General features: G+C 67.0%; 14 protein-coding genes. 6 read left to right on the forward strand and 8 right to left on the reverse strand.

Features of this window, described 5'->3' with window-relative positions:
- Window positions 1-3: 3 nt before the first annotated feature.
- From NFW30_RS13565 to NFW30_RS13575, 3 genes are read right to left on the reverse strand one after another with little or no spacing between them, the layout of a single operon-like run.
- Window positions 4-747, reverse strand: a complete 744-nt coding sequence (locus NFW30_RS13565) for an arginyltransferase (protein WP_295356220.1) — start codon at window positions 745-747, stop codon at window positions 4-6.
- A 4-nt stretch (window positions 748-751) separates the two neighbouring features.
- Window positions 752-1,459 (reverse strand): leucyl/phenylalanyl-tRNA--protein transferase, encoded by a 708-nt coding sequence (aat, locus tag NFW30_RS13570; protein WP_295356222.1) that lies wholly within the window; start codon window positions 1,457-1,459, stop codon window positions 752-754.
- Complete coding sequence (locus NFW30_RS13575; protein ID WP_295356224.1) at window positions 1,456-2,565, reverse strand: ABC transporter ATP-binding protein; 1,110 nt, start codon at window positions 2,563-2,565, stop codon at window positions 1,456-1,458. Before NFW30_RS13575 ends, aat begins: the two co-directional genes overlap by 4 nt.
- 117 nt (window positions 2,566-2,682) lie before the next feature.
- On the opposite strand from NFW30_RS13575, the gene NFW30_RS13580 reads away from it, so the two are divergent.
- Entirely contained in the window at window positions 2,683-4,317 is a 1,635-nt protein-coding gene (locus tag NFW30_RS13580; RefSeq protein ID WP_295356225.1) for an iron ABC transporter permease, read from the forward strand.
- A 35-nt stretch (window positions 4,318-4,352) separates the two neighbouring features.
- Here the strand turns inward: NFW30_RS13580 and NFW30_RS13585 are convergent, their stop codons facing one another.
- Complete coding sequence (locus NFW30_RS13585; protein WP_295356227.1) at window positions 4,353-5,378, reverse strand: Fe(3+) ABC transporter substrate-binding protein; 1,026 nt, start codon at window positions 5,376-5,378, stop codon at window positions 4,353-4,355.
- A gap of 150 nt (window positions 5,379-5,528) precedes the next feature.
- Window positions 5,529-6,038 (reverse strand): C40 family peptidase, encoded by a 510-nt coding sequence (locus NFW30_RS13590; protein WP_295356228.1) that lies wholly within the window; start codon window positions 6,036-6,038, stop codon window positions 5,529-5,531.
- A gap of 360 nt (window positions 6,039-6,398) precedes the next feature.
- Here NFW30_RS13590 and NFW30_RS13595 point away from each other — a divergent pair, with 360 nt between their 5' ends.
- The 5 genes from NFW30_RS13595 to NFW30_RS13615 all read left to right on the forward strand — a co-directional run bounded on the left by NFW30_RS13595 (window position 6,399) and on the right by NFW30_RS13615 (window position 12,457).
- Window positions 6,399-7,394 (forward strand): oxidoreductase, encoded by a 996-nt coding sequence (locus NFW30_RS13595; RefSeq protein WP_295356229.1) that lies wholly within the window; start codon window positions 6,399-6,401, stop codon window positions 7,392-7,394.
- A gap of 34 nt (window positions 7,395-7,428) precedes the next feature.
- Window positions 7,429-8,571, forward strand: coding sequence for a diguanylate cyclase (locus tag NFW30_RS13600; RefSeq protein WP_295356231.1), 1,143 nt, complete (start codon window positions 7,429-7,431; stop codon window positions 8,569-8,571).
- A 44-nt stretch (window positions 8,572-8,615) separates the two neighbouring features.
- On the forward strand, window positions 8,616-10,514 hold the full coding sequence (locus NFW30_RS13605) for a propionate--CoA ligase (protein WP_295356233.1): 1,899 nt from the start codon (window positions 8,616-8,618) through the stop codon (window positions 10,512-10,514).
- Window positions 10,515-10,822: 308 nt separating this feature from the next.
- Complete coding sequence (locus NFW30_RS13610; RefSeq protein WP_295356234.1) at window positions 10,823-11,155, forward strand: helix-turn-helix transcriptional regulator; 333 nt, start codon at window positions 10,823-10,825, stop codon at window positions 11,153-11,155.
- A 3-nt stretch (window positions 11,156-11,158) separates the two neighbouring features.
- Entirely contained in the window at window positions 11,159-12,457 is a 1,299-nt protein-coding gene (locus tag NFW30_RS13615) for a type II toxin-antitoxin system HipA family toxin (protein WP_295356235.1), read from the forward strand.
- A gap of 60 nt (window positions 12,458-12,517) precedes the next feature.
- Here NFW30_RS13615 and NFW30_RS13620 read toward each other — a convergent pair whose 3' ends face one another.
- The 3 genes from NFW30_RS13620 to NFW30_RS13630 are packed head-to-tail and all read right to left on the reverse strand — an operon-like array spanning window position 12,518 to window position 15,986.
- Window positions 12,518-15,244: a DEAD/DEAH box helicase family protein gene (locus tag NFW30_RS13620; RefSeq protein ID WP_295356236.1), complete on the reverse strand. Its 2,727-nt coding sequence runs from the start codon at window positions 15,242-15,244 to the stop codon at window positions 12,518-12,520.
- A complete protein-coding gene (locus tag NFW30_RS13625; protein ID WP_295356248.1) occupies window positions 15,241-15,465 on the reverse strand; it encodes a hypothetical protein in 225 nt (74 codons plus the stop codon). Before NFW30_RS13625 ends, NFW30_RS13620 begins: the two co-directional genes overlap by 4 nt.
- The gene (locus tag NFW30_RS13630; RefSeq protein WP_295356250.1) at window positions 15,462-15,986 is read right to left on the reverse strand and encodes an AAA family ATPase; all 525 of its coding nucleotides are present in this window, start codon (window positions 15,984-15,986) and stop codon (window positions 15,462-15,464) included. Before NFW30_RS13630 ends, NFW30_RS13625 begins: the two co-directional genes overlap by 4 nt.

Below are 15,986 nucleotides of genomic sequence, written 5' to 3' on the forward strand. Positions count from 1 at the left end.
CGGTCAGCCGCCCGGCTGCACCGGCAGATCGCGCCAGCGACCGTCGACGAGCCCTTCGATCGGCCGGAAACCCGCCTTGTAGGCCATCTTGCGGCTGTCGCGAATCCAGTAACCCAGATACAGGTAGGGCAGCTCGTTGGCCGCGCACTGGGCGATCTGCCAGACGATGTTGTAGGTGCCCAGACTCGCCGCCGGCAGCGTCGGGTCGAAGAAGGTGTAAACAGACGACAAGCCGTCGCTGAGCACATCGACGATGCTCACCATGCGCAGAACCCCGGCATCGCTGAATTCGATCAGGCGCGTATCGACCCGGCTCTGCAACAGGAAGTGGGTGTATTGCTCGTGGCTGTCCTGGTCCATGCCGCCACCGGCATGGCGCGCCGACTGATAGCGCAGGTAGAGCTGGTAGTGCTCGTCGCGAAAGGCGAGCGGCAACTCGCGCGCCTGCAGGCCGCCGTGCAATCTGAGGCTGCGGCGCTGGCTGCGCGATGGCGCGAAGCGATCAACCGGCACCCGCACCGGAATGCACGCCTGGCAGTGGTCGCACTTCGGCCGGTAGGTGAAGACGCCACTGCGGCGGAAGCCACCGCGCACGAGTTCCCCATAGACCTCGCTGCTGATCAGGTGGCTCGGCGTCGCCACCTGCGAGCGCGCCGATTTCCCCGGCAGATAGCTGCAGGCATACGGTGCCGTCGAGTAGAACTGCAGCAGAGAGAAAGGCAGATTGGAATCGTTGAGTCGCGACATTCGTCTAGGTCCACGGTTGGCCGGCGGCATCGACCGGCCAGTGGCCGGGCTCCCACGCCTGGCTGACGAGGCTTCGCAGGCGCTCGAGGAAGATCGTCCGCGGCATCTCGCGAGCGCCGAGCGAAGCCAGGTGCGGGGTGCTCATCTGGCAATCTATCATGCCGAATCGCTCCTCTTCAAGGAAGCGGGCGAGGTGGGCGGCGGCCACCTTCGAGGCATCGGCAGCAAGCGAGAACATCGACTCACCGTAGAACATGCGACCGATCGCCAGTCCGTAGAGACCGCCGACCAGCTGGCCGTCGCGCCAGGTCTCGACCGAGTGGGCGATGCCGAGCTGGAACAGCTTCCAGTACGCATCCTGCATCGCCGGCGTGATCCACGTACCGCCCTGACCGGCGCGCGGCACCTCGGCACAGGCGCGGATGACGGCCACGAAATCGCTGTCCAGCCGCACCTGGAAACGCCCCGAGCGGAGGCAGCGGCGCAGCGAGCGCGAGATGCGGAACTCCGTCGGCAGCAGCACCATGCGCGGGTCCGGGCTCCACCAGAGGATGGGCTCGCCGGGTGAGAACCAGGGAAAGATGCCGCGCTGGTAAGCAGTCAGCAGCCGCGTCGGCGACAGGTCGCCGCCGGCACAGAGCAACCCGTTCGGCTCGCGCAATGCCCGTTCCAGCGGCGGAAAGGCCGCGCCCCGCTCGAGCCACGGGATCATCGAGCGAAACGGATCGGCTGCCGGACGTCGGCCACTTGCCGGGCCGGCGTCTTGAAGGCGACGACGTGATCGACGTCGAGGCGGATGCCGATCCGCTCGCCGATCGCGTGGTCGTGATGCGAGGGCACCAGCGACAACACCTCGACGCCGCTGGCAAGACGCAGCGAGTACAGGATCTCGGCACCGCGGAAGGCCTTGTGGCGGACTTCCGCGCGCAGCGCTGCCTGATCGTCGTGAACCACGTCGTCCGGACGCAGCAGGACCTCGACGCCACAACCCTTGCCGCAGGCGGCACATCCCTGGCTGCATTCGAGCGGCAGGCGCGATTCGAGCACTCCGAGTTCGACCCGCACCCGGTTCTGGTCAACGACGACACCCGGCAGAAAGACGCCCTGGCCGACGAAGTCGGCGACGAAGCGGCTGCATGGCTGGTGATAGACGCGATAGGGGGTGTCCCACTGCTCGACCCGGCCTTCGGCCATGACGCCGACCTCATCCGCCATGGCAAAGGCCTCGTGCTGGTCATGCGTCACGAGGACGGCGGTCGTCGCCTCGCGCCTGAGGATCCCACGCACTTCCAGCGACAGGTGCTCGCGCAGATCGACGTCGAGGTTGGAAAACGGCTCGTCGAGCAGGATCAATCGTGGCCGTGGCGCCAGCGCCCGTGCCAGCGCCACGCGCTGCTGCTGACCGCCGGAAAGTTCGTGCGGGTAGCGCCTGCCATGGCCGCTCAGGCCGACCAGATCGAGCAGTTCATCGACCCGCTGCTGCCGCTCCCTGCCGGCAGCAGCAGCGAGACCGAAGCCGACGTTGGCGGCGACCGTCAGATGCGGAAACAGCGCGTACTCCTGGAACACCATGCCGATCCGCCGCCGCTCCGGCGGCAGCCGGTACCCGGCGCGGCTGAGCACCTCACCGTCGACGCGGATCTCGCCGGCAACGATGTCCTCGAAACCGGCAATGCAGCGCAAGAGGGTCGTCTTGCCGCAGCCGGAGGGGCCGAGCAGGCAGGCGATGCTCCCCGACTCGACACGGAAACCGACCGCATCGACCACGGTATGCGATCCGTAGCGCTGGACGACGCCCTGCAGTTCAAGCTGTGCCATCAGAACCCGCTCATCAGTTGACCAACCCTGCGCCGCGCCGGCCGCGCGCCGCCGACGGCGGCAGGGAGCCCGAAACCAGCGGCCCGTCAATTATAATTCTCATTCACCCGCCGAGCCATGACCAGCCGCCACCTCAACCCCCTGCTCCTTGTCGCCGTCGCCATTGCCGCGCTCGTCGGCATGCCCGTCGTCAGCGTCCTGAGCAACGTCCTCAGCGGCGGTACCGGCGACACCTGGTCCCATCTGGCGGCGACGGTGCTGCCGGATTACGTTGCCAACACGCTGCTCCTGTGTGTCACCGTCGGCATCGGCGTCATCGTCGTCGGCGTCAGCAGCGCGTGGCTGACGGCAATGCATGAGTTTCCCGGCCGGCGGGTCTTCGCCTGGGCGCTGGTGCTGCCGATGGCGATGCCGGCGTATGTCCTGGCCTATGTCTACACCGATTTCCTGCAGTTCGTCGGTCCGCTGCAGACCTGGCTGCGCGACACCTTCGCCTGGAACAAGGGAGACTACTGGTTTCCCGAGATTCGCAGTCTCGGGGGAGCGGCGGCGATGTTCGTCTGCGTCCTCTATCCATACGTCTACCTGCTGTCCCGAACGGCATTCATCGAACGCAGCGGCGGCATGCTCGAAGCCGCCCGCACGCTCGGTCTCGGGCCCTGGCAGAGCTTCTTCCGCATCTCGCTGCCGCTCGCACGACCGGCGGTCGCCGCCGGTGCGACGCTGGCCCTGATGGAGACGCTCGCCGACTATGGCACGGTCTCCTATTTCGGCGTCCAGACCTTCACCACCGGCATCTACCGCGCGTGGTTCTCGCTCGGCGATCGCGTCGCGGCGGCACAGCTGTCTGCCGCACTGCTCGCCTTCGTCGTCGTGCTGCTGCTCGTCGAATGGCGCTCGCGCGGCCGTTCGCGCTTCCACAACACGACCGGCCGCCGGCGTCAGCTCGCCGAGCGACGGCTGTCGGGCTGGCGCGCGGGGCTGGCCACTGCCGCCTGCGCGCTACCGCTGGGCATCGGCTTCGTCCTGCCGGCTTGCCTGCTGCTGCGGCTGACGCTGGCCGACAGCGAGATGCCGGTCGGCGCACAGTTCGTCACCCTGGCGCGCAACAGCTTCCTGCTCGCCGGACTGACGGCCTGCGTCGCGCTGGCGCTGGCGGTCCTTCTCGCCTACGGCGCCCGCCTGGCGAAGGGGATCGTGGCGCCGACGCTCAACCGCCTGGTTGGCCTCGGCTACGCCGTCCCCGGATCAGTCATCGCCGTCGGCGTGCTGATTCCGGTCACCAGGCTCGACCACTGGCTGGCGGCAACCTGGCAGAACTGGTCGGGAGAGAATCCCGGGCTGCTGCTCACCGGCGGCATCGCGGCGCTGGTCTACGCCTACCTCGTCCGCTTCCTCGCGGTGGCACTGCAGTCCGTCGGCAGCAGCCTGGGCAAGATCACCCACAGCATGGACGATGCGGCGCGCAGCCTCGGACTGGGACAGACGGCGACACTGCGCCGGGTGCACCTGCCGATCCTGCGCAGCAGCCTGTTCACCGCCGCCCTGCTGGTCTTCGTCGACGTCATGAAGGAACTGCCGGCGACGCTGGTGATGCGCCCCTTCGACTTCGACACCCTGGCGACGCAGGCCTACACGCTGGCGGCCGACGAGAGACTGGCGGAAGCGGCGCCGGTCTCGCTGGCCATCGTCCTCGTTGGCCTGCTGCCGCTGATCGTCCTCTCGCAACAGATCTCGCGTCGCCGCGGCTGACACGGACGGCGCGCCGGCGCCGCCACTGGCTGCCGTCAGCGATGACCCACGCGATCGAAAATCAGTTGTGCCTTGGCGCGGTAGGTTGCCAGCGAACCGACCGGCAACCTGTCGGCCTTGAAGGCGCCGAGCTTCTCGAGTGCCGGATTGCCGACCTTGACCCCGGGCACCACCGGCCATTCGTTGTTGCCATCGGCAAAGTAGCGCTGTGCTTCGTCACTGGCGAGGTACTCGAGGAACTTGACTGCCGCTTCCCGGTGTGGCGCCGTCTTCAGCATGCCACCGCCGGAGACATTGACATGCGTCCCGCTGCCGTTCTGGTCGGGCCAGACGACACCGATCCGCTCGCTGGTCCTGCGGTCCTCCGCCTTGTCGGAGCGCATCAGGCGCGCCAGGTAGTAGGTGTTGGCGAGCGCGACGCCGCATTCACCGGCAGCCACCGCGCGAATCTGGTCGGTGTCGCCGCCCTTGGGTGCGCGCGCGAAATTGGCAACCACCCCGCGCGCCCACTCCTCGGCCTTCGCCTCGCCCTGGTGCGCGATGATCGACGCCAGCAGCGACAGGTTGTAGGGATGCGAGCCGGAGCGTGAACAGAGCTTGCCCCGCAGCCCCGGGTTGGCCAGGTCGGCGTAGTTCTGGACCGTCTGCGGATCGACGACGCCTTTCGCGTAGACGATGACGCGCGCGCGCAGCGAGAAGGCGAACCAGTCGTCGGTGCGCAGGTGCGCCGGGATGCGCGTTTCGAGCAGCTTCGAGCGCACCGGCGCCAGCAGGCCCATCTCGTGCGCCACCGCCAGACGGGCGGCATCGACCGTCAGCAGGACGTCGGCCGGACTGTTCGCGCCCTCGTTGCGAATCCGCTCGAGCAACTCGTCCTCCTTGCCCTCGATGCGTTTGACGGTGATGCCCGTCTGCCGCGTGAAGTTGCTGTACAACGCCTCATCGGTCTGGTAGTGGCGGGCCGAGTAGAGGTTGAGGACTTTCTCCTGCGCCTGTGCGCCAGCCAGCGAGACGGTGGCCAGGGCGACGGCGAGGAAGGAACGCAAGAGCGGGAAGTGCATGGTGCTGCCTCCGGAGTGGGCGATGAGAACATGTTTCCAGGCGCCGATGATAGCAGCGGCCGGCACGCGTGTAAATGCGAATCGTTCTTGTTGGTTCCGAAAAAAAAGCGACGGCCACCGTCGCTTTCGCAACTTCCGGCGCGAGCCGGATCAGCGCGTGAGGAGCCGGCGGGCGCCGTTGTAACGCTGCACCCAGTAACTCTGCCGCATGTCGTCGACGCGGATTGCGGCACCGGTGCGCGGCGCGTGCAGGAAGCGGTTGTCACCGAGATAGATGCCGACATGCGAGAAGGCATGCCGCATGGTATTGAAGAAGACGAGGTCGCCGGCCTTCAGTTCGTCGCGGTCGATCACCGAACCGACTTCGCTCTGCTCGCGCGCGCTGCGCGGCAGCAGGATGCCCATGGCTTCCTTGAAGACGATCTGGACGAAGCCACTGCAGTCGAGCCCGGTATCCGGATTCGTACCGCCGAAGCGGTAGTTGATGCCGATCAGCTCGAAGCCCTTGAGGATCAGATCCTGCGCGCTGTTGCTGTAGCGCTCGAGCAGCGACGGTTCCTCGAGTGCCACCTGCGCTTCGCTGGCGTGGACGGAGCCGAACCCGGCGGTACTCAGCAGGGCGGCGCTCAAGACGGTGCGGAGGAGATGTTTTCTGAGCATGGGACCGGAATTTATGTGAAAAAAGTCACACTGTAAACCCCCTTTGGTCAAATGTCGCTCTCCGGAAGCGCCCCACCGCCGCCACTCAGGAGCACCAATCGAAGGAGAAAAGCAGCCGGCCGCCTGCTCCACGGGAGCATCGTGCGGCATCCGCGCTGGCCGCTTCACTGTCGCTGGCATCGGTCCACGCCACTGTTCTGCCCGCAGGCGGGCAGCCGGCGCCGGCACGAGGCACGCTCAGGCACGCTCGGAAGAGGACCGTACCTACCATGGTTTGTGTTTATAATCGCCGCTCTGCCAGCCCATTGCCGGGATGTCGCAGGCGCAACCGTCGCAACCGATCCACTTCATGGAGTGCGCATGAACCCCTTCAAGGCTTTTCTGATCGAGGACCGCGACGGTCGCACGCACGCTTCTCTGATCCGGATGGATGCGGCGCAGTTCGATGCCGGCGAAGTGACGATCCGCGTCGCCTACTCGAGCGTCAATTACAAGGACGCTCTGGCCGCGACCGGTGCTGGCCGGATCATCCGTCGTTATCCCTGCGTCGGCGGCATCGATCTTTCCGGAACCGTCACCGACAGCAGCGACCCGCGCTTCCGGCCGGGCGACGAGGTGATCGCCACCAGCTTCGACATCGGTGTCGCCCACCACGGTGGTTACGCCGAGTATGCCCGCATCCCTGCCCGCTGGGTCGTGCCGCTGCCGGCCGGGCTGTCCCTGCACGACGCCATGGCCCTCGGCACGGCGGGCTTCACCGCCGCACTCGGCGTGGTACGGATGGAAGAGAATGGCCTGCGGCCCGACAAGGGCCCGGTCGTCGTCAGCGGCGCGAGCGGCGGCGTCGGCAGCCTGGCGATCGACATGCTGGCCGCGCGCGGCTATCAGGTGACCGCACTCACCGGCAAGGAGACCGAGCGCGACTATCTGCTGCGGCTCGGCGCCAGCGAGGTGATGCTGCGCGCGCAACTCGACACGACGCGCATCCGGCCGCTCGACCGGACACTCTGGGCGGGCGCCGTGGACAACCTGGGCGGCGACGTGCTGGCCTGGATGGCAAGCACGATGCGTCAGGGCGGAACGATCGCCAGCATCGGTCTCGCCGCCAGCCACGAACTGAAGACGACCGTGATGCCCTTCATCCTGCGCGGCGCCTGTCTGCTCGGCATCGATTCCGGCTACATCGGCGAGCCGTACCGCAGCGGCGTCTGGCAGCGCCTGGCGAGCGACCTGCGGCCGCAGCACCTGCAGCAGATGACGCGCACCATTGCCTTCGACGACCTGCCACAGGTCTTCGATGACTTCATCCGGGGCCATGCGCATGGCCGCGTCGTTGTCGCCATTGCTGGCAGCTGAGGCGATCAGCAGCGATCGGGACACGTCAGGCGCGATGGAAGATCCAGCCCAGAGCCCGCGCATCCTGATCGTCGACGAATCGCGCATGGCCCGCGCGGCCCTGATCAAGCGTGTCCGCGAACGCTACGGCTTTCGCGAGGAGGTCAATGGCGAGGCTGCCTGGCAGGCCCTCGTGCTCGACCACTCGATCCAGCTGGTGATCTGCTCGCTGACGCTGCAGCTGCTCGAAGGTGACGGGCTGCTGGTCAGGGTACGCGCCTCGCGACTGGCGCGACTGCGGCAGATGCCGGTCCTGGTGATCGCCGGTGACAACCAGGAGGCCAACCAGAGGGCGCGCGAGCTCGGGGCGTCGGATCTCGTCAGCCGCAGTATCGACGGCAACGAGCTGCTGTCGCGCATCGCCACGCTGATCGATCTTGCGCAGGTGGAAAGCGAGCTTGCCCGGCAGGCGACGAACCCGGCGCAGCACCCGCTGACCGGGCTGCCGACGCGGCAGCACATCGAGCTGCAGGCGGCGAGCGCCCTCACCCATGCCCTTCGGCACGACGCTCCGGCGAGTATCCTGGTCATGGGCTTCGACCGCTTCGACGCCCTGCGCATCGAACACGGCGACGACCTGGCCGGCAAGCTGCAGCAGAGGCTGGCCAGCATACTGGCGCAGAAGGTACGCAAGGAAGACACCCTCGGCCACTATTCGGACGGCGAGCTGGCGGTCGTTTCGCCGGGCACTCCGTATCCGGCGTGCGAGGCTTTCGCCAATCGCCTGCGCGAGGCCTTCGCCGTCGCCCACATCGCGGTGCACGGCCAGCGACTGACCCTGTCCGTCAGCGTCGGGGTCGCCAACACGCCGGTCGATCGGGCAGTATCGGCCACGTCGTTGCTCGCGCTGGCGGGCGAGCGACTGAAGACGGCCCGCCAGGCGGGCGGCAACCGGGTCCTGGCCTGCGTCGACCAGGCGCAGACGCGGGCGCCGGTGCCCCGGCTCGGGCACGCGATCGACCTCATCCGCGCCGGGCACGCCGATGCAGTGGTCCCGCATCTGGCGCAGCTCGGCAGGGAAATACTGCCCTTTCTCGAGTTGCTGGAAAGGGAGTGGAAGTTGGGCCTGCCTCTGGCAGGCATTCGTGAACGCATGCTGGAACGGGAGCGCGATTCCGAAGACACCCGGCAGGCATGAAAACCATTGGTGCAGGTGGTACATCTTTTTGGAGAGGGAGTCACATGACGACAGTCAAGGAATTTCACAAGCACTCGATCGACAATCCGGAGGAGTTCTGGGGCGAACAGGCGAAGCTGGTTTCGTGGCACAAGCCGTTCACCAAGGTGCTCGATTTTTCCCGGCCGCCGTTTGCCAAGTGGTTCGTCGGCGGCGAAACCAACCTCTGCTACAACGCCGTCGACCGGCACGCCGAGAAGCGCCCGAACGACCGCGCACTGGTCTTCATCTCGACCGAGACCGACCAGGAAGTCGTCTACAGCTTCGCCGAACTGAAGAAGGAAGTCATGCGCACGGCGGCGATCATGCAGAGCCTCGGCGTCGGCAAGGGCGACCGCGTCCTGATCTACATGCCGATGATCGCCGAAGCGCTGTTCGCCATGCTTGCCTGCACACGCATCGGCGCCATCCACTCGGTCGTCTTCGGTGGTTTTGCCTCCGGCTCGCTGGCGACGCGCATCGACGATGCCGCACCGAAACTGGTGGTCTCATCCGACGCCGGCATGCGCGGCGGCAAGGCGGTACCGTACAAGGACCTGCTCGACGAAGCGATCACGCTCGCCCAGCACAAGCCGGCCAAGGTGCTGATGATCGATCGCGGGCTCGACAAGGACTTCAACAGGGTCGAAGGTCGCGACGTCGACTACGCAACGCTGCGCGCGCAGTTCATGGATGCCGAGGTGCCGGTCACCTGGCTCGAATCCTCCGAGCCGTCGTACATCCTCTACACTTCGGGCACCACAGGAAAACCGAAGGGCGTGCAGCGCGACACCGGTGGTTACGCCGTCGCCCTCGCCTCGTCGATCAAGAACATCTACTGCGGCAACGAAGGCGAGACCTACTTCGCGACCTCCGACATCGGCTGGGTCGTCGGCCACTCGTACATCGTCTACGGCCCGCTGATCGCCGGCATGGCGACGATCATGTACGAGGGAACGCCGCTGCGCCCCGACCCCGGCATCTGGTGGCAGATCGTCGAGAAGTACAAGGTCAGCGTCATGTTCTCGGCGCCGACCGCGGCCCGTGTCCTGAAGAAGCACGACCCGGCGTACATGCACAAGTACGACCTGTCGAGCCTGCGCCACCTGTTCCTCGCCGGCGAGCCGCTCGACCAGCCGACGCACGAATGGATCATGGGCGAACTCGGCCGACCGGTGATCGACAACTACTGGCAGACCGAGACCGGCTGGCCGATCCTGTCGGCGATGCCCGGCGTCGAGAAGACCGAGATCCGCTTCGGCACGCCGAGCTTCCCGGTCTATGGCTACAACCTGAAGATCTTCCGCGAGGACGGCACGGTCTGTGATCCCGACGAGAAAGGCATCGTCGGCATCCTGCCGCCGCTGCCGCCGGGCTGCCTGTCGACGGTCTGGGGTGATGACGCGCGCTTCGTCTCGACCTACTTCACGCTCTTCCGCGAGCCGCAGGTCTACTCCTCGTTCGACTGGGGCATCAAGGACAAGGATGGCTACCACTACATCCTCGGCCGCACCGACGACGTCATCAACGTCGCCGGCCACCGCCTCGGCACGCGCGAGATCGAGGAGGCCATCCAGGGCCACTCCGCGATCGCCGAAGTCGCCGTCGTCGGCGTTGCCGACCAGCTCAAGGGGCAGATGCCGATGGCTTTCGCCGTCGTCAAGAGCGCCGACAGCATCGCCACGCCCGAGTTGGCGGCAGCGCTCGAGAAAGCCGTCATGAAGCAGGTCGACGACAGCCTCGGCGCCATCGCCCGTCCGAGCCGCGTGCACTTCCTGACCGTGCTGCCGAAGACCCGCTCCGGCAAGCTGCTGCGGCGCTCGATCCAGGCGCTCGCCGAAGGCCGCGATCCGGGCGACCTGACGACGATCGAGGACCCGACCGCCCTCGAGCAACTGCAGCGCGCGCTCGGCACGAAGGCCTGAGCCAGCGCAGCGGCGCTGCCGGCGAGTCGCCGGCAAGGCCTGCCCCCGCCAGGGGCAGGCCTTTTTTTGTCGGGCCCGCCAGCGCGTACTCGCCCGACGAGGGCAAGGGCCAGCCGAACGGCAGGCCAGCCATTGGCAGCGGGCGAAGGACCCGATCAGCGTCGCGACGCCTGCCTGGCCGACGTCCGAACGGCAGTGATGGGAAGACTTCCCGGCAAGCCTGTGGAGTTGTAAAATGACGGTCGAAAAGTGCCGATTGATGATCATTTCACAGTTTACCGGCACTTCTTGACCTCTTATAGAAATCCATGACGGCGCACAGTTTCTCAACCCCGAACGAACTCCAGGAACTCCTGGGCGAGCGCCTGAAGCGCTTGCGGCTGAATCGCAATCTGGATCAGCGCAGCACGGCCGAGAAAGCCGGCGTTTCGGAAAAAGCCCTGCGCAACCTGGAGTCGGGCCGGGGCTCGACGGTCGAGACCCTGCTGCGCGTCTTGAAAGCGCTCGACCACCTGCAGGGACTCGACATGCTCGCCCCCGAAATCAGCGTCAACCCGCTCGACCTGCTCCGCAAGCCGAAGGCGCGAATCCGTGCGACGCCGCGCGCCCGGTGGGTCAGCAAGCCGCTCAACGAAGGCTGATCGATGGATACCCCGGTCATCGAAGTCCGCCTCTGGGGCCAACGTGTCGGCGCAGTGGCGCCCGATCCGCGGCTCGGCTGTTACGTTTTCGCCTTCGATCCCGCTTGGCGGAAGACCGGCATCGAACTGGCGCCATTGACCATGCCGCTGCAGGACACCCGCCAGAGCTTTGCCTTTCCGGAGCTTGCCGAACCCAGCTACAGACGCTTGCCGGGGCTCCTTGCCGATGCCCTGCCCGATGCCTTCGGCAATGCCTTGATCGACGCCTGGATGAGTGCCCGGGGTGTCGACAGATCGGCCGTCACCACGCTCGACCGCCTGGCTTACATGGGCAGGCGCGGCATGGGCGCGCTCGAGTTCAGGCCGGCGCGCGGTGCGCATCGCGAGAGCGCCGAGCCGCTGCAGATGAAGAACCTCGTCGAGGCAGCCCGCCGGGTGGTGCACGGCGACCTCACTGGCGATGTGCAGGCGCAGGCTGCCCTGGCCAACATCATCCGGGTTGGCACCTCCGCCGGTGGCGCGCGCGCCAAGTCCGTCGTTGCCTGGAACCCGAAGACGCAGCAGATTCGCAGCGGCCAGTTCGACGCCGCACCCGGTTTCGAGCACTGGCTGCTCAAGTTCGATGGCGTCGGCAACGACCTGGAGCTTGGCGCACCGGCTGGCGGGGCCGCCTACGGCCGCATCGAATATGCCTATCACCTGATGGCGCAAGCCGCCGGCATCCACATGTCCCCCTGCCGCTTGCTGCTCGAAAGCGGCCGTGCCCACTTCATGACCCGCCGCTTCGACCGCGACGTGGTCGACGGCCAGAGCATCAAGCACCACGTCCAGACGCTCTGCGCCATGAGTCACCTCGACTACAAGCAGCGGGCCACGCACGCCTATGCCCAGCTCTTCATCACCATCGCCCGGCTCGACCTGGGCGACGACGCCATCGGCCAGGCTTTCCGTCGCATGGCCTTCAACGTCATGGCGAAGAACTGTGACGACCACAGCAAGAACTTCGCCTTCCGCCTGCAGCAGGGCGGCGCCTGGGAGCTGGCCCCGGCCTACGACGTGACCCACGCCCACAACCCCAGGGGCGAATGGACGTATCAGCACCTGTTGAGCGTCAACGGCCGGTTCGCGGGCATCACGCGTGCCGATCTGCTGGCCGAGGCCGACCGCTTCGGCGTCCGGAGGCCGCAAGACGCGCTCAAGGAGGTTCGCACCGCCCTCGACCACTGGCCGGACTTCGCCAGACAGGCCGGCCTTGGCGAGAAGGCGATCGCCGCAATCCACGGCGACTTCGAGCCAGCATGAACATCGTGGCCTCCCCGGACCACCGCAAGATTCTCGAAACCGGGCGACGAACGCGCGGAATCAGTCCTGTCGAACCAGCGATGGGGATAGCTTCTCCTCGATCCACTCCCACCGCTTGTCCTTGACCATGACGAAGCGACAGCGCCCCTCGGACAGGTTCGCCCACAGGCCGCCGATCAACCGGTCGTCCTCCGCGCCGGCCCAGCGATCCGCGCCCTTGTACTCGACGGCCAGGATCGGGCCGGGCTGGTCTGCGCTACCCGGAAGCTGACACAGGAAGTCCGGGTAGAAGCGCCCGTCGGCCTTCTGCAGGAAGAACGAAGTGCCTGCGCGCCGAACGAGGTTGCGCAGCCAGAAACAGATGCGCCCCTGCTGCGCCTGAACGTCCAGCCAGCAGGCACACTCGAACTCCTCCTTGCTGTCGAAGTCGCCGAGGCGTCCATAGAAGTGCTTGCGGAAGGCGAAGTGCCCGAAACGGCCGTCGTAGTCACGGCTGGGCGCGTAGCCTTGGCGCGGGAACTCGAAGGCGCATTGATCCGTCACCGCGACGCGCGACGCTGCGGCATCACCGAACAGCGCCTGCTGGAACGCCTTGCCCACCGCCTGCCGGCGCAGATCGCGGATGCGCGCTTCCAACAGGTTGCGCAGCAGGAACTTCTGCAGATTGGCACGGGCGAGCGTGAAGCCCTCGCGGCGCAGCAGTTCGCTCAGCCACTTGGCCACGAAGGCTTGCTTGCTGGCGTGGGTGAGTGAAGGCTCCGGCAGGTTCCGGCACAGCCACGTTGCGAGACGCACCTCATCCCAGTGCTGAGGCGGATAGACGAGGCCCAGATCGCGCTGCAGGTCGGGCAGGAAGCGCGAGATGACCTGGCCGCTGGCGTCATCGACATCGATCTCGCCGCCCTCGGAGACCTTGAGGCCCGCGCCCAATGCCGTGATCTCGGCGCCATTCGGCGCGGCGTCGTACGTTGACAAGTCCCACGGATAGTCCAATAGCTCCGGGTCGTCGAACAGTTGCAGCTCACCCTGCACGCGCAAGGCCAGTTGTGGCGCGCGGAAGCGCTCCCCCAGTTCGGCCGCTGTCTGGAAGAAATCAGTGGCCGTGGTACGGCTGATCGCGGCTGCCTCGACAATGGCCGCGGCCGCCGAATCGCTGCTGACCGAGGCCTTGAGCACATCAGCCTCGTCCTCGGTCAGCGGCGTCGTGATGGTCAGCGTGTTGAGCCTTCCATCCCAAGTGACCTTGTCGCGCACCGGCTTGGGCACGCTCTTGAGATCGGGTTTCTCGGTCAATGTGATCGCCAACGGCCGAACGACGACGCGCCCGGCGTGACCATCCAGGTCCAGCCGGCCCTGCCCTGACTTGGCGGCGGCGACGAACTCGGCCACCTCGCGTCGCTCGAACCCTGCGCCTGCCACCAGTCGGTCTCGCAGCGCGCCTGCCGTGTCGGCGAAGTTGTGCGACACCACGAAGGCATAGGATTGATTCAACGCCGTGGCCTGCCGATGACTGGCGCCGGGTTGGCGCAACACGCGCCCGAGCAACTGCTCCACCGCCGTGGCCGACGAGAGCGAGGCCACGCTCACCAGGATGTAGGCGAAGGGGCAGTCCCAGCCCTCGGCCAGCGCCTTCTGGGTGATGACGAAGTTCACCGGGCAGGCCGGGTCGGCAACGCCCAGCTTGTAGTCGGCGTCGATCTGCTGCAGCCCCTTTTCCTCGCCGGTGGCGACGACGATCTCTCTGGCCGGGATGCCGTGGTTGGTCATCAGCTCGTTCTTCACGCGCAGGGTGTGCAGTGTCTCCACCCCCGAGCGTCGTGGCTCCGCCTGAATCAGGACCAGCGGTCGCAGGTAGGAGCTGCCCGCGCGGCGTTCCTCATCGGCCAGCTCGTGCAGGGCGTTGCGCCGGCCAACGGCGTCGGCCAGACACTGCTGCCAGTTCGGCTCGGTCGCCAGCACGACGGGCAGCTTGATCATTTCCTCCGCCTTCAACTCGGCGGCGGAAACGCTGTGCAGGACGTTGCTCGGCGTACGTTCGAGGTCGGGCGTGGCGGTCAGCTCCATGACGCCGCCGGGGCCGAAGCGCGCCAGCATGTCGAAGGCCAGTTCCGTGCGGCTGTTGTGCGCCTCGTCCACCACCACGAAGGGCCGGCGCAGGCGCAGTACGTTGGCCAGCGAGCAGGGAGTCGTGCGCTCGGCGCCCTCACCTTCGCTCAACAGGCCGTCGCGCTGCGTGCGCGACAGGTTGTCGAAGTGGTGCATCAGCGCGCCGCTGCTCTGGTAGACCTTGCGCGACTCCTCGTCCTCCACCTGAAATGCCTGCCGCGTGGCGACGACGATTGCGGTCGAGGTGTCCAGCGTCGCGCGGGTCACGCTCCTGGCCTCGTCGAGGTCCATCACCGTGATGGGCCCGGCTTCGCGCAGCGCCGTGTGATACGGGTGCAGGCGGTCGCGCAAGGAGCGCAGGGTCTGCTCGCGGATGGCTTTGCTCGGCACCAGCCACAGGATCACGCTGTGCTCGCAGCGCAGCAGGTGCATGTTGACGAGCGCCACGCTCCTGGCGGCCAGCCAGGTCTTGCCGCCGCCGGTGGGCACACGCAGGCAGAAGTACGGCATGTCGGGCGGAAAGCCCGACAGCGGGTTGTATGCGCTGCCACGACCCCACAGGCGCTCCGTGGTGGCGGTGAAGGCGATCGCCGGCGACGGCAGCTCGTGGCAGGCCTTGAAATAGGCCTCGACGCTGTCGAGCACCTGCTGCTGGTAGGTCTTGGGGGCGAACGTCGTCATGGCTTGCCCTGATAGGGGGCGGGGAGCTCCTGCACGGCCTCGGCGGGCTGCCATCCCGGCGCCTGCGGCGTGAGTGTCTGCACCACACCCCGGTGGCTGATGACGATGGCGGTGCCGGTCTGCAGCGCAAACGCGCGCGCGCTCTGCGCGGCGCGCTGCAGCGCACTCCCCGACAGGCGCAGGTCGGCATCGCGGGCGGTTTCAATGGGTCGCGGGTTCAAGGCTTCTCGCTCCAGTCGAGCAGCACGGGCTGAGCGCCCGCGTTGTCATACAGCGCCCAGGCGTCGACCAGCGGCGCGTACAGGCGTTCGAAGTGTTCCAGGCCGGCGGCAAAACGTCTTCGGATCGCGATCTCCGGAACGTGGTGTCCGCCCTGCCGCACCCGCTGCGCGACGCGCGCGATGGCCGCCTCGGGGGTGTCGAGTTGCAGGAAGATCAGCTTCACGCGGTAGCCCGCCGCCTGCCAGGCGCGGATGTGGCGCAGGTAGCCGCGCCCGGCGAGCGTGGTCTCGAAGGCAAAACTCTCGTGGGCCGCGAAATGCCGGGCCAACTCCTGCAGCATCAGACGGCCGGCCTGCAGGGCAGCCGTCTCGGGTGCGAACGGCGCCAGTCCAGCCGCGATCAGGTCGGCGTTCACGAACACCGGGCAGCCCGCCTCATTGGGCAGGAATTCGCGGGCGAAGGTGGTCTTTCCCGCGCCATTGGGGCCGGCGATGATGATGACCTTGAGCCCAACGGGCAT

This window comes from Accumulibacter sp. (assembly GCF_023806635.1).
Taxonomy (GTDB): Bacteria; Pseudomonadota; Gammaproteobacteria; order Burkholderiales; family Rhodocyclaceae; genus Accumulibacter.

Excerpts from the sequence above, each read along its gene's own strand:
- NFW30_RS13565 (WP_295356220.1), bottom strand. The coding sequence starts at position 747 with ATGTCGCGACTCAACGATTCCAATCTGCCTTTCTCTCTGCTGCAGTTC.
- aat (WP_295356222.1), bottom strand. The coding sequence starts at position 1,459 with ATGATCCCGTGGCTCGAGCGGGGCGCGGCCTTTCCGCCGCTGGAACGG.
- NFW30_RS13575 (WP_295356224.1), bottom strand. The coding sequence starts at position 2,565 with ATGGCACAGCTTGAACTGCAGGGCGTCGTCCAGCGCTACGGATCGCAT.
- NFW30_RS13580 (WP_295356225.1), top strand. The coding sequence starts at position 2,683 with ATGACCAGCCGCCACCTCAACCCCCTGCTCCTTGTCGCCGTCGCCATT.
- NFW30_RS13585 (WP_295356227.1), bottom strand. The coding sequence starts at position 5,378 with ATGCACTTCCCGCTCTTGCGTTCCTTCCTCGCCGTCGCCCTGGCCACC.
- NFW30_RS13590 (WP_295356228.1), bottom strand. The coding sequence starts at position 6,038 with ATGCTCAGAAAACATCTCCTCCGCACCGTCTTGAGCGCCGCCCTGCTG.
- NFW30_RS13595 (WP_295356229.1), top strand. The coding sequence starts at position 6,399 with ATGAACCCCTTCAAGGCTTTTCTGATCGAGGACCGCGACGGTCGCACG.
- NFW30_RS13600 (WP_295356231.1), top strand. The coding sequence starts at position 7,429 with ATGGAAGATCCAGCCCAGAGCCCGCGCATCCTGATCGTCGACGAATCG.
- NFW30_RS13605 (WP_295356233.1), top strand. The coding sequence starts at position 8,616 with ATGACGACAGTCAAGGAATTTCACAAGCACTCGATCGACAATCCGGAG.
- NFW30_RS13610 (WP_295356234.1), top strand. The coding sequence starts at position 10,823 with ATGACGGCGCACAGTTTCTCAACCCCGAACGAACTCCAGGAACTCCTG.
- NFW30_RS13615 (WP_295356235.1), top strand. The coding sequence starts at position 11,159 with ATGGATACCCCGGTCATCGAAGTCCGCCTCTGGGGCCAACGTGTCGGC.
- NFW30_RS13620 (WP_295356236.1), bottom strand. The coding sequence starts at position 15,244 with ATGACGACGTTCGCCCCCAAGACCTACCAGCAGCAGGTGCTCGACAGC.
- NFW30_RS13630 (WP_295356250.1), bottom strand. The coding sequence starts at position 15,986 with ATGCCCGTTGGGCTCAAGGTCATCATCATCGCCGGCCCCAATGGCGCG.